12 protein-coding genes are annotated in these 12,212 nt (G+C 68.4%); 11 read left to right on the top strand and 1 reads right to left on the bottom strand.

Annotated features, from left to right (window positions below):
• Positions 1-30: 30 nt before the first annotated feature.
• From ribB to thiL, 4 genes are all read left to right on the top strand, one after another.
• Positions 31-1,137: a 3,4-dihydroxy-2-butanone-4-phosphate synthase gene (ribB, locus tag Q0654_RS05040; RefSeq protein ID WP_298851123.1), complete on the top strand. Its 1,107-nt coding sequence runs from the start codon at positions 31-33 to the stop codon at positions 1,135-1,137.
• Between the two features lie 191 nt (positions 1,138-1,328).
• Positions 1,329-1,808 (top strand): 6,7-dimethyl-8-ribityllumazine synthase, encoded by a 480-nt coding sequence (ribH, locus tag Q0654_RS05035; protein ID WP_298851121.1) that lies wholly within the window; start codon positions 1,329-1,331, stop codon positions 1,806-1,808.
• Between the two features lie 70 nt (positions 1,809-1,878).
• Positions 1,879-2,343 (top strand): transcription antitermination factor NusB, encoded by a 465-nt coding sequence (gene nusB, locus Q0654_RS05030; RefSeq protein WP_298851119.1) that lies wholly within the window; start codon positions 1,879-1,881, stop codon positions 2,341-2,343.
• Positions 2,344-2,357: 14 nt separating this feature from the next.
• Positions 2,358-3,326: a thiamine-phosphate kinase gene (thiL, locus tag Q0654_RS05025; protein WP_298851117.1), complete on the top strand. Its 969-nt coding sequence runs from the start codon at positions 2,358-2,360 to the stop codon at positions 3,324-3,326.
• Positions 3,327-3,420: 94 nt separating this feature from the next.
• Here thiL and dnaG read toward each other — a convergent pair whose 3' ends face one another.
• Positions 3,421-5,163, bottom strand: a complete 1,743-nt coding sequence (dnaG, locus tag Q0654_RS05020; protein ID WP_298851115.1) for a DNA primase — start codon at positions 5,161-5,163, stop codon at positions 3,421-3,423.
• A gap of 76 nt (positions 5,164-5,239) precedes the next feature.
• Between dnaG and Q0654_RS05015 the strand changes: the two genes are divergently transcribed.
• The 7 genes from Q0654_RS05015 to Q0654_RS04985 all read left to right on the top strand — a co-directional run bounded on the left by Q0654_RS05015 (position 5,240) and on the right by Q0654_RS04985 (position 12,145).
• Positions 5,240-6,289 (top strand): SPOR domain-containing protein, encoded by a 1,050-nt coding sequence (locus Q0654_RS05015; protein ID WP_298851113.1) that lies wholly within the window; start codon positions 5,240-5,242, stop codon positions 6,287-6,289.
• 21 nt (positions 6,290-6,310) lie between these two features.
• Positions 6,311-6,871, top strand: coding sequence for a CvpA family protein (locus Q0654_RS05010; RefSeq protein WP_298851324.1), 561 nt, complete (start codon positions 6,311-6,313; stop codon positions 6,869-6,871).
• 51 nt (positions 6,872-6,922) lie between these two features.
• Positions 6,923-8,392, top strand: a complete 1,470-nt coding sequence (gene purF / locus Q0654_RS05005) for an amidophosphoribosyltransferase (protein ID WP_298851111.1) — start codon at positions 6,923-6,925, stop codon at positions 8,390-8,392.
• 4 nt (positions 8,393-8,396) lie between these two features.
• Entirely contained in the window at positions 8,397-9,248 is an 852-nt protein-coding gene (locus tag Q0654_RS05000) for a ferritin-like domain-containing protein (RefSeq protein ID WP_298851109.1), read from the top strand.
• Positions 9,249-9,499: 251 nt separating this feature from the next.
• The gene (locus Q0654_RS04995) at positions 9,500-10,303 is read left to right on the top strand and encodes a dockerin type I domain-containing protein (RefSeq protein ID WP_298851107.1); all 804 of its coding nucleotides are present in this window, start codon (positions 9,500-9,502) and stop codon (positions 10,301-10,303) included.
• An 18-nt stretch (positions 10,304-10,321) separates the two neighbouring features.
• Complete coding sequence (locus tag Q0654_RS04990; protein WP_298851105.1) at positions 10,322-10,771, top strand: hypothetical protein; 450 nt, start codon at positions 10,322-10,324, stop codon at positions 10,769-10,771.
• Positions 10,772-10,849: 78 nt separating this feature from the next.
• On the top strand, positions 10,850-12,145 hold the full coding sequence (locus Q0654_RS04985; protein ID WP_298851104.1) for a hypothetical protein: 1,296 nt from the start codon (positions 10,850-10,852) through the stop codon (positions 12,143-12,145).
• The last annotated feature ends 67 nt before the right edge of the window (positions 12,146-12,212 follow it).

Here is a 12,212-nt window from a genome sequence, read left to right as displayed (position 1 = left end):
TCTCGAATCACGAATCTCGGCCACAGCCAAATGCCCTTCTCCCCCATCCCCGAACTCCTCCAAGAAATCCGCGCCGGTCGCATGGTCGTCATCGTCGATGACGAGGACCGCGAGAACGAGGGCGACCTGATCATGGCGGCCGAGCTGGTGCGGCCGCAGGACATCAACTTCATGGTCACCCATGCGCGCGGCCTGGTCTGCCTCTCACTGACCCGCGAGCGCTGCCAGCAGCTGTCGCTGCCGCCGATGGTGGTCGACAACAACTCGCCCTACCGCACCAACTTCACGGTCTCGATCGAGGCGGCCGAGGGCGTGACCACCGGCATCTCGGCCTACGACCGCGCCCACACGATTCGTACCGCCGTGAAGCCCGATGCGCGCGCCGCCGACCTGCGCCAGCCGGGGCACATCTTTCCGCTCACCGCCCAGCCGGGCGGCGTGCTGGCACGCACCGGCCACACCGAAGCCGCCTCCGACCTGCCGCGCCTGGCCGGCCTGGAGCCGGCTGGCGTGCTGGTCGAGATCCTGAACCCGGACGGCAGCATGGCGCGGCGGCCGGACCTTGAGATCTTCGCCCGTGAGCACGGTCTCAAGATGGGCTCGATCGAGGATCTGGTCGCTTACCGGCTGGCCAACGAGCACACCGTCGAGCGCATCGACAGCCGCGAGATTCCAACGCGCTTCGGCGCCTTCACCCTGCACACCTACCGCGACCGGCTCAGTCACGAACTGCACTTCGCGCTGGTGCGCGGTGAGATCCATGCCGACACGCCGACCCTGGTGCGCGTCCACGTCAAGAACCCGCTGGCCGACGTGCTGCACTGGCAGCGCCCGGATTTCGGCGTTGCCGCGATCGACGCGCTGCAGGCGATCGACCGTGAAGGTCAGGGGGTGCTGGTGGTGCTGACCGAGCCGCAGTCGACCGAGCAGATGCTGGCCCGGATCACCGGCGACACCCCGCAGCCTGGCCACGGCGATGCCGGTCCCGCCGGTGCCCGCGCCGGCCAGTGGCGCCGCAACGGCGCCGGCTCGCAGATCCTCGCGGACCTCGGCGCCGGCAAGCTGCGCGTGCTCGGCACCCCCCGCCGGCAGGTGGGTCTGGGTGGGTTCGGGCTTGAGGTGGTGGGGTATGTCTGAGGCCGGGAATCGGGAATCGGGAATCGGGAATCGCCACAGCGGCGTGGGGCGAGAATCCTGGCGGCGCGCTCCCCTGGAGACTGCCAGGGAAGCTTGGCCGCGTGCGGGCTTTCAGCGATTCCCCATTCCCGATTCCCGATTCCCGGCCCAAAGCAGCTAAACTCCCGCCCCCTCAAGAGAATTCCTGACCCATGGCGCATTACGAAGGCGACCTGCGGGTGGTGCCGGGCGCGCGGTTCGCGGTGTTGGCCAGCCGCTGGAACCCGCGCATCACCGATGTCCTGGTCGACGGCGCGCGGCGCGCGCTCATTGGCAACGGCGTCGACGCGGCTGATGTCGATGTGATTCGTGTGCCCGGCGCCTGGGAGCTGCCGCTGGCAGCGCGCGAGTTGGCTCTGGCCGGCCGGCATGCGGCCTTGATCGCACTGGGCTGCGTGGTCCGCGGCGACACCCGCCACTACGAGCACGTGGCCGATCTGTGCGCCGAAGGTCTGGCCCGGGTGGCGCTGGATTCCGGCATCCCGGTCGCCAACGGCGTGCTCGCCGTCGAACAGCTGGAAGACGCCGAGAAGCGCGCCGGCGGCAGCCACGGCAACAAGGGCGAGGAAGCAGCCCTGGCCGCCCTGGAAATGGCCAGCCTGATCGCCGCCCTGCGCGGCCAGGACGACTGATCCGACACGCTGGTTCGCCAGCGGTCCCACGAACAGGGCAGGGCCACGCACCCCGCCCGCGGAGCCGAACATGAAGCACGCACGTCCCGATGGCATCGATCCCAGCGCCCGTTCGCGCGCGCGCCGCCGCGCCCTGCAGGCGGTCTACGCCTGGCAGCTGTCCGGCTCCACCATGAACAAGGTGCTGGAGCAGTTCCGCGACGAGCAGGACATGGAAATCGCCGACCTCGAGTATTTCGAGGACCTGCTGCGCGGCCTGGAAGCGCACAAGGCCCAGGTCGACGAGGCGCTCGCGCCCTACATCGACCGCCCGCTGGAGCAGGTCGATCCGATCGAGCGCGGGGTGCTGCGTCTGGCCGTCTACGAGCTGCTGCATCGGCTCGACGTGCCCTATCGGGTGATCATCAACGAGGCCATCGAGATCGCCAAGCGCTTCGGCTCGGAGCACGGCCACACCTACATCAACGGCGTGCTCGACCGCGGCGCGCAGAGCTGGCGCGCGGCCGAGGCCCGCGGCGGCACGCGTCGCGGCTGAGCGCGCGCAGCGCCGTGGGCGCCGGCGAATTCGACCTGATCGCGCGCATCGCCGCGCGCAGCCGTGGTCGCGCCGACGTGCTGCTGGGCATCGGTGACGACGCCGCCCTGCTGGCGACGCCGCCCGCAGGTGAGGCGCTCTGCGTCTGCGTCGATACGCTGAACGTCGGCGTGCACTTCCCGGACGGCACCGCGCCCTTCGACATCGGCTGGAAGGCGCTGGCAGTGAACCTGAGTGATCTCGCCGCGATGGGAGCCACGCCGCGCTGGGCGACGCTGGCGCTCAGCCTGCCCAGTTCCGATCCGGCCTTCGTCGATCCCCTGATCGACGGCCTGCTCAGCCTCGCCGAACAGCACTCGGTCGCCCTGGTCGGCGGTGACACCACGCGCGGGCCCCTGAGCCTGTCCGTGCAGGCGATCGGCAGCGTCGCGCCCACGCGCGCCCTGCGACGCGACGGCGCGCGGGTGGGGGATGCGATCTACCTCAGCGGCAGCACCGGCGATGCCGCCGCGGGGCTCGCGATCGTCCAGCAACGGATCGAATGCAGCGATCCGCAGGTCGCGCGAGCCCTGCGCACGCGTCTTGACCGGCCGACGCCGCGGGTCGAACTGGGCCAGGCGCTGGCGGGCACCGCACACGCCTGCATCGACATCAGCGATGGGCTGCTGGCGGACCTCGGCCATGTGCTCAGGGCGAGCGCTGTCGGCGCCGTGCTCGACCTCGATGCCTTGCCCGTCTCTTCGGCCTTGCGTGCGCTGCGGCCCGACGCGGAGCAGCGCTGGCCGCTGCAGCTTGCCGGCGGCGACGACTACGAGCTGCTGGTCTGCGGCGAGACAGCGGACATCGAAGCGCTGCCTGAGTTCGCGCGCGGCGAGCTCACCCGCATCGGACGCATCGAGTCGACGCAGGGGCTGCGCTTCGAGCGCGGCGGGCATGCATTCGCGTACCGGGCCGAGCGCTGCGGCTACGAGCACTTCGGCTGAGCACCTCCACCAGCCGCATGAGGCCTTGGTGCGGCCACCTGCGAGGGCGAGGCCAGATGCAATCGAATGCTGCTTGGGCCGGAGGCTTGGCGAGTCAGTGTCCGCCGCGTCGCTCCGCCTTCAGCTGCGGCAACAAACGCAGTTCGTCCTTCTCCTCACGACTCAGGTTGGCCAGCCCGATTTCGCGTGCACGCGCCTGCAGGTCACGTTCGCGCTGCTCGAGCGCCATCAGCTCCAGGCCGCGGATCGCGCCATCGAAGTCCGCGGCCCAGCCTTCCGGCGGGGCGATCATCTCGGCGACCGCCAGTCGCGTCAGTGAGGGCAGGTCCTCGCTGTCGCTGTAGCTTTCCAGCAGCGAGCCCGTGGTGATGTCCGGGCGCACACGGCAGCGCTCCAGCAGATCCAGCAGCAGCGGCACGCCGGGCTGGTCCAGGTACGCGAACACGTACGGCGGCTCGACGCGCTGCGCCAGCGCCGGCTGCTGCAGCAGCAGTTCGATCGCGATGCGCACGAGTGAGCGTCGCGCATTGCGCGGGCGCGGCGCCGCTGCGGCCGGCTTCGGGCGCGCCACTTCGACGCGCGCGGCCAGCCCGGTCAACTCGGCCAGCTTCTGCCGCATCAGGTCGCGGAAGGCGCCGTCGGGCATCTGCTCGATCATCGGTCGCGCGCGCTCGACCAGCCGCGCGCGGCCATCGAGGCTGTCCATCTGGATGTCGCGACCGAGTTCGTTGAAGAAGAACTCCGACAGCGGCATGGCCTGCTGCAGCCGGCGGTCGAAGCCCTCCGCCCCTTCGCTGCGGACCACGGTGTCGGGGTCCTCGCCCTCGGGCAGGAACAGGAACCAGGCCTGGCGTCCGTCCTTCAGTCGCGGCAGCGTCGACTCCAGCGCCTTCCACGCCGCCGCACGGCCGGCGCGGTCGCCATCGAAGCAGAAGTAGACGTCGCCGGAGTTGCGGAACAGCAGCTCGGCGTGGTCGGGCGTGGTCGCCGTGCCGAGCGTCGCGACCGCCTGCGTCACCCCGAACTGGAACAGGCTGACCACGTCCATGTAGCCCTCGACCACGATCAGCCGCGGGATGCGCGAGTGGGTCTGCCGCACCTGCCACAGGCCGTACAGCTCGCGGCCCTTGCGGAACAGCGGTGTCTCCGGCGAGTTCAGGTACTTGGGGCTATCGTCCGCCGACAGCACGCGGCCGCCGAAGGCGATGACCCGGCCGCGACGGTCGTGGATCGGGAAGATCAGCCGATCACGGAACTTGTCATAGGTGCGGCCGGCGTCGTTTTTCGACAGCAGGCCGACCTTGTCGAGCAGGGCGCGTTGCGCCTCGTCGCGGCCCAGCGCCGACAGCAGGGCGTCCCAGCCGGCTGGCGCGTAGCCCAGTTCGAAGCGCGCCTGGGTGGCGGCGTCGACGCCACGCTTCTGCAGGTAGGCGCGGGCGTGGGCCGCGGATTTCAGCTGCGTCTGGAAGAAGGTGCTGGCCGCAGCGGTGCTCGCATACAGCGGACCGAAGTCGTCTTCGCGACCGCGCGCCGGCTTGTTCTCGCGCGGCACCTCCATGCCGGCGCGCTTGGCCAGATCCTCGACCGCGTCGAGGAACTCCAGGCGGTCGTACTCCATCAGGAACTTGATCGCCGTGCCGTGCGCCCCGCAGCCGAAGCAGTGGTAGAACTGCTTGGTCGGGCTGACGTAGAACGAGGGCGTGCGCTCGTCGTGGAAGGGGCAGCAGGCGGTGAACTCGCGGCCGGCGCGCTTCAGCTTCACGCGCGCATCGATCAGCTCGACGATGTCGGTGCGCGCCAGCAGGCTGTCGATGAAGCTGTCGGGAATGCGGGCCATGGGCGCGCAAGTGTAGGGCAGGGCAGGCCCTATACTCCCGGTCGTTCCTCACTTTGCCGCGGATGCGAAGACTTCCATGGATGCAGCCCTCAAGCAGCGACTGATCGGTGCCACCGTGCTGGTGGCGCTGGCGGTGATCTTCCTGCCGATGCTGGTCGACGGCCCCGAGACCGAGCGCGAGGCCAGCGCCGAGCAGCTCAGCCTGGATCTGCCGGTGCGCCCGGATCGGCCCATGGAAACCCGCGAGATTCCGCTGTTGCCGACGCCTGCGCCTGGCGCGGCGCCTGCCCAGCCCGCAGCGGCCGATGGCGCCGAGGTGCTGGCGGTGGTCGATACCGACGCCGAGCAGAGAGTCGATGCCCTGAGTGGCCAGCCGGTGGGGGCGGGCTCGGATCCGAACGCGCATTCGACCCCTGCTTCGCCGAACGCTTCCTCCTCCTCCTCCTCGGTCGCGGCGGCTCCAGCGACCGCGCCGCCGGCCGCCTCCAGCGCCGCCCCTTCCGCCCCCGCGCGGTCCGCGGCGTCCTCATCTGCGGCGTCCTCCAGCCCGGCCGCAGCCGCCGCGTCGAGCCCGCCGCCGCGGCCCGCCGCGACGCTGCCGACGGCCACTGCCGGCGGCAGCTATGCGGTGAATGTGGGCAGCTATGCCAACGTGGCGAACGCCGAGAACCTGCTCAACCGGCTGAAGAACGCCGGCATCGCGGCCTATGCCGAGAGCGTCAGCCTTGACGGCCGACCGGTGCGACGCGTGCGCCTCGGGCCCTACGCCCAGCGCGCCGAGGCCGAGCGCGCGCGTCAGGCCGCGCTGGCCGTACAGCGCGATCTGCCGACCAGCATCATCAATCTCGATGCCGGCAGCAGCGTGCCGGCGCCGGCTCGACCTTCGGCGACCGCCGGCTTCGCGGTGCAGCTGGGCGCGCTGCGCAGCGAGGCCGACGCCAATGCCCTGCGTGATCGCGCGCGCGGTGCTGGCTTCACCGCCTTCGTCGAACGCGTCAATGCCGATGCAGGCACCCTCTGGCGCGTGCGCGTGGGGCCTGAGCTGGACCGCGCCTCGGCCGAGCGTCGCCGCAGCGAGCTGAAGTCGCGACTCAATGTCGACGGCCTCGTCGTCAGTCATCCGTAAGCGCGGACATCTCGCTTGGACATGCTGACCTGGGCGGACATCGTGCTGCTCGCGATCCTGGGGCTCTCGACCCTGGTCGGCCTGTGGCGTGGCTTCATCGTTGAAGTGATGTCGCTGGCGGTGTGGATCGGTGCTTTCTGGCTGGCCTTCACCTATGGCGACCGCGCCGCCCTGCTGTTCGAGGGCGTGGTGGAAGCGGCCTCGGCACGACTGCTGCTGGGTTACGCCACGCTGTTCGCGCTGGCGCTGGCCGTGGGCGGCCTGGCCACCTGGTTGATGGGCAAGCTGGTCAAGACCACCGGCCTGTCCGGCACCGATCGCCTGCTGGGCCTGCTGTTCGGGATCGCGCGCGGCTATGCGCTGGGCGCGGTCGCGGTGCTGCTCGCCGGCTTCACTGCCCTCCCGGGCGACGCCTGGTGGGAGCAGTCGCGGGTGGTGCCGGCCTTCCAGCGCGGCGCCGAGTGGCTGCGTGCGCGGCTGCCGGAAGCGGTGGCGGAAGAGGTCAACTTCGTGCCGGTGATCCGTCTCGAGTTACCAGCCCCGGTCGAGAAGCCTGCCCAGCCGGCGTCCGTCGGGGGATAATGCGCGCCTTGCCGCGGCCTGTTCGCGGAGCCTCGCCCCCAAGGACACCCCATGTGCGGAATCATCGGCATCGTCGGCACCGGCCCGGTGGGCCCGGCCCTGTATGACGGACTGACGGTGCTGCAGCACCGCGGCCAGGACGCTGCCGGCATCGCCACCGCCGATGGCCTGCGACTGCGCGTCCACAAGGGCAACGGCCTGGTCAAGGACGTGTTCGACGAGCCGCAGATGCGCCTGCTCAGCGGGCGCATGGGTATCGGCCACTGTCGCTATCCGACGGCGGGCTCGGAGGGCTCGGACGAGGCCCAGCCCTTCTACGTCAACTCGCCCTTCGGCATCGCGCTGGCCCACAACGGCAATCTGATCAACACCGAGGCGCTGCGTGCGCAGGTGTTCGAGATGGACCGTCGCCACGTCAACACCGGCTCCGATTCGGAAGTGCTGCTCAATGTGTTCGCCCACGAGCTGGCCGAACAGGGCCAGCTCTCGCCGGCGTCGGCGATCCGCGCCGTGGCGGGCGTGCATCAGCGCTGTCGCGGCGGCTACGCGGTGGTCAGTCTGGTGCTTGGCCTGGGGCTGGTGGCCTTCCGCGATCCGCACGGCATCCGCCCGCTGGTGCTCGGCCGGCGCGAGACCGCGGAAGGCATCGAGTACGCGCTCGCGTCAGAGAGCGTGGCGCTCGACATCCTGGGCTTCATCCGCCTGCGCGACGTCAAGCCGGGCGAATGCGTGGTGGTGACGCCGCGCGGCGAGATCCACAGCGAGGTCTGCACGCCGGCGAGCGAACACGCGCCCTGCATCTTCGAGTTCGTCTACTTCGCCCGGCCCGACTCGATGATGGACGACGTCTCGGTGCACAAGGCGCGCATGCGCATGGGCGTGAAGCTGGGCGAGAAGATCCTGCGCCTGCGGCCGGACCACGATATCGACACGGTCATCCCGATCCCCGACACCTCGCGCACTTCGGCGCTGGAGCTGGCCAATGTGCTGGGGGTGAAGTACCGCGAAGGCTTCATCAAGAATCGCTACATCGGCCGCACCTTCATCATGCCCGGGCAGGGCGAGCGGGTGAAATCGGTGCGACGCAAGCTCAACCCGATCTCGCTGGAGTTCCGCGACCGGGTGGTGCTGCTGGTCGACGACTCGATCGTGCGCGGCACCACCAGCCGGCAGATCATCCAGATGGCGCGCGAGGCCGGTGCCCGCAAGGTCTACCTCGCGTCGGCCGCGCCGCCGGTGCGCTTCCCCAACATCTACGGCATCGACATGCCGGCGGCAGAAGAGCTCGTGGCGCACGGCCGCAGCGAGGACGAGGTCCAGCATCAGCTGGGCTGCGACTGGCTGGTCTACCAGGATCTCGCCGACCTCAAGGAAGCGGTGGGCGGGCCCAAGATGCGGCTGACCACCTTCGACGCCAGCTGCTTCACCGGCGAGTACGTCACCGGCATCGACGCCGATTACTTCGAGCGCATCCGCGCGGCGCGCTCCGACGATGCCAAGCGCCTGCGACGGCAGGCCTGAGGCCATGCAGGCTGCGGCACCCGTGGCGCCGGCGTGTGGTGCGGCCGACCTGCATGCCGCAGCGCTGCAGGTGCTGCGCTGCGAGGATCCCGCCGAGAAGTGCGCCCTCGCCGCGGCGATGGCGCGAGCACTTGACGCCGGCGAACTCGCGACGATGGCCTCAACCCCGCCGATCGAGCTGCCGGTGCCAGGGCGTCCGCCGCGCCCGCGCCTGGTGCCGCCGCGCGAGCTTCCCCAGCGTGGGCTGGGCAGCGCGGAGGGTCGCGCGGCCTTTCTGCATGCCATCGCCCACATCGAGTTCAACGCCATCAATCTGGCGGCGGACGCGGTCTATCGTTTCCGCGGCATGCCGCTGGCCTTCTACCGTGACTGGGCCGGCATCGCCGCCGACGAGGCGCGGCACTTCCAGCTGCTGCAGGCGCGCATGGCGGAACTCGGCGCTGCCTACGGCGATTTCGAGGCCCATAACGGGCTCTGGGACATGGCCTGCCGCACCGCGCACGATTGCCTGACGCGCATGGCCCTGGTTCCGCGCGTGCTCGAAGCGCGCGGGCTCGACGTCACTCCGGCGATGATCAAGCGCCTGCGCGGCGTCGGCGATGAGGCTTCGATCGCCGTGCTTGAACTCATCCTTCGCGAGGAGGTGGCGCATGTCGCTGCCGGCAGCCGCTGGTTCGAATGGTGCTGCGACCGCGAGGGGCGGGAGCCGCGATCGACCTTCCGGGAGCTGCTGGACGACTACGCGCCCGACGCGGTGCGGCCGCCATTCAACGCGCCAGCGCGGCTTGCCGCGGGCTTCAGTGCGGACGAACTCGCGGGCTTGGTCGCCCGCAGTCAGGGTGCGCGCAGGGCGTGAGGCCGGCGCAGCGTGCGCTCCTCCACAGATCGAAAAAAGTTCCGCCGAACGTGGCCTGAATCGACGCGCGGCTGCGTATAAGACACCTGAGATCCCCCGGCTCGGGGGCTCGAGGCTTCGAACGTTCGCTCATGCAAACAGGTGTTTCCTGTTGCGCAAAACCTGTGCTAGCCTTGCGGGAGCTTGGGGGCGTCCGGACGAAATCCGTCCAGATCAGTAGCTTGCAACACATATCTGCAGAGAGGGTGGAAATGAAAGCATTGACTCAGAGTGTCCTGGCCGCAGCGATGCTGGTGGCCTTTCCCTTCGCCGCGGCGGAGGCGTGCACGATCAACGCATGGAACGGCAACACGTCCGCCGCTAGCGGGACATCAGCAGCAGGTCCGACGACTGGTCAGCGCCGTTACTCCGAATCTTGCTCGCTGAGCGCCACGGCTGGTCAGTTTGTGACTGACAATACGCCAGCTGCCGAGGCGACCTATCAAGTTCGGTTCTATGTCTTCACCGGCGGCACGGGCAAGATTTTTAGCGCAACGACTGCCAACAGCAACGGCGGTTCTGAGGTGTTTGGTGTGAGCTACAACGGCACCGCGTTCACATTCTCAGGCGCTAGCGGTGTTGCGCCCATCAATGCTGCGCCTAACCGTTGGTATTCGGTCACCGCTACCAACGTTAATGGCGGTTCGTTCAGCGTGTCAGTGCAGGGCAATAACGCTGCGACTGCTACGACGGGAACCGGAACTGCGGGCACTGGCTTGGTTGAATCCGCGTCCCTTGGTCTGATCGGGGCGGGCACAGGCGCTTTGCAGTTTGATTCCTTCGAGTCTGTTCGGTCGACGACCCCGATTGCTCGCCTTTGCCGTGGCGACACCAACAACGACGGTGCTCGGACCATTGCCGATGCTGGACGTATCCGCAACGAGTTCCTCAACCCCGCTACCTCCGCCACCAGCGGTCAGCCGGATTATGACGAGAACGGCGCGGTAACGATTGCGGACGCTGGCTTGGTTCAAAACCTGTTTCTGGCTGGCCAAGGCGCCTGCCCCTCTTCCTGAACACCCGGAGTGCTAGCAATGTTCACCAAGTCCAAGTTTATCTTCGCCGGAGTGGCACTCCTCCTCTCCGGAGTTGCCTTTGCAGCGGAGCTTGTAGTCACCCAGGGCGAGACTCAGAGCAAGTCGGGTCAAGTGGCAGTGACGCTTGACCTTGCTTCGGCAGGCGACGTGTCCGGTTTCCAGTTCATTCTCCGCAGCTCGGAGCAGATGAAGCTCGGGAGCGTTGACGTGTCCAAGTGTCTGTCGGATTTGCCGAAAGGATTCTCTGGGCAGTGTCGGCAGAACGAGGACGGTATCTACTTCTCTGCGCTGGCGAGTGGAAAGTCTGTGCTCCCGGCGGGCGTGGTATCGCTCGGTAGCCTCAGTCTCCCCGCGGGCGCAGCAAAGGCACAATTTACCGTCGACCAGCTGGAAATGATCAACGCGGATGCTGAGATCATTTCGTCGCAAGACCAAGTGGTTCGCTGAACGAACCCAGGCGGGCTCCTGACGGGAGCCCGCTAGTTTGTAATCGTCAAGATACATTTTCTGGAGCGGAGAAAAACCATGAAGAGTCGCGTATCGCTGGGCACACTTGCAGGCGCTAGTCTGCTTGCTTTGCTTTCAGCTCCGGCGGTTATGGCGCAGTCATTTACTGCGTCCAACACGAGCGCCGTCATCAACACCACGGGGCATGTTTCCACGCTGACGTTGAACACAAACGGCGTCGCTATCGGCGGCGTGCAGCTTGTCTTGGATTACACAGGCACTCACTTGACCGCAACGTCGGCCACTTCGTCCGACGCGAATCTGACCTGTAACGTTTCTGTCGCCAACCGAGTCAGCTGTGGCGCTTTCAGCCCTGTTGCCAACGGCACGACCGTCACGATCAACTTCAACGTGCTCGGAGTGTCGGTGCCGGCACCCGGCTCTCCGCTCGTGTTCAACGCGGATCCGATCAACGGTAGTTTCTTTTATGACCCCGGGTTCGCCGTCATTCCGACGACGCTGAACAACGGCTCGGTCATCATCGGCACCGCTCCGCCGGACGTCACTCTGGCTTTCACGCCCGCTCCTGGCGCGACGGTGACCTTCCCGGGTGGTACCGCTTTCACCACGTCCAACACCTCGATCGCCGTGGCTGCTGGCGGCACCGTGGGTTCGGGCACGGTCACCGGTTGCACCATCACCGGTGCAGGCGCTGCTGCCTTCGGCACGCCGCCGGCTGACATCACTGTGGCCGCTGGCGCCAGTGGCTCTTTGCCGCTGTCCTGCACCCTGCCGAACACGGGTGGTGCGGCGACTGCGACCCTGACCTGCACCGAGACCGACTCCAACACGCCGGCTCCGGGTGCTGCTCGCACCTGGCCGCTGAGCTGCCCGCAGGGCACGCCGGTTCCGGGCCCGGGCTTCGGCGCTTCGCCGGCTCCGAACCCCGCTCCGGCCGCGCCGATTCTCTGCAACGGCCAGGCGGGCGATTCCGTGCAGCGCCAGATCACCATTACCAACAACGGCAATGCCGGCGCTAATTCGGCTCTGGACTTCACCTGCACCGGTGGTGGCATCGTCTCGATCGTCTCCGGCGGCACCGCCACCGGCCTGGCGGTCGGCGCCTCGCAGACCGTCACTGTCGCCTGCGCGGTTCCGGGTGATGGCGTGACCTCGACCGGCACCGTGTCCTGCACCAGCAATGTGCCGGGCGGTCCGTTCGTGTTCAACTACAGTTCGACCGGCAGCACCTTCCCGCCGCCGGTGCCGCGCCCGGCCGTCGTGCCGGCCAGCTCGACCTGGTCGCAGATTGCCCTGATCGCCCTGCTGGCGGGTCTGGGTCTGGCCTTCGTCGGCTTCCGCCGCGGCCAGTAATCGCAGCACAGTGTTAGAGGAAAGGGCGCCTTCGGGCGCCCTTTCCTTTTGTGCTTGCCTGGAAGGC

Origin of the sequence: uncultured Aquimonas sp. (genome assembly GCF_937888285.1) — a bacterium.
GTDB lineage: Bacteria > Pseudomonadota > Gammaproteobacteria > Xanthomonadales > Xanthomonadaceae > Aquimonas.
Note: the sequence above shows the minus strand (reverse complement) of the source record. Positions and strands in the feature narration are given on the sequence as shown.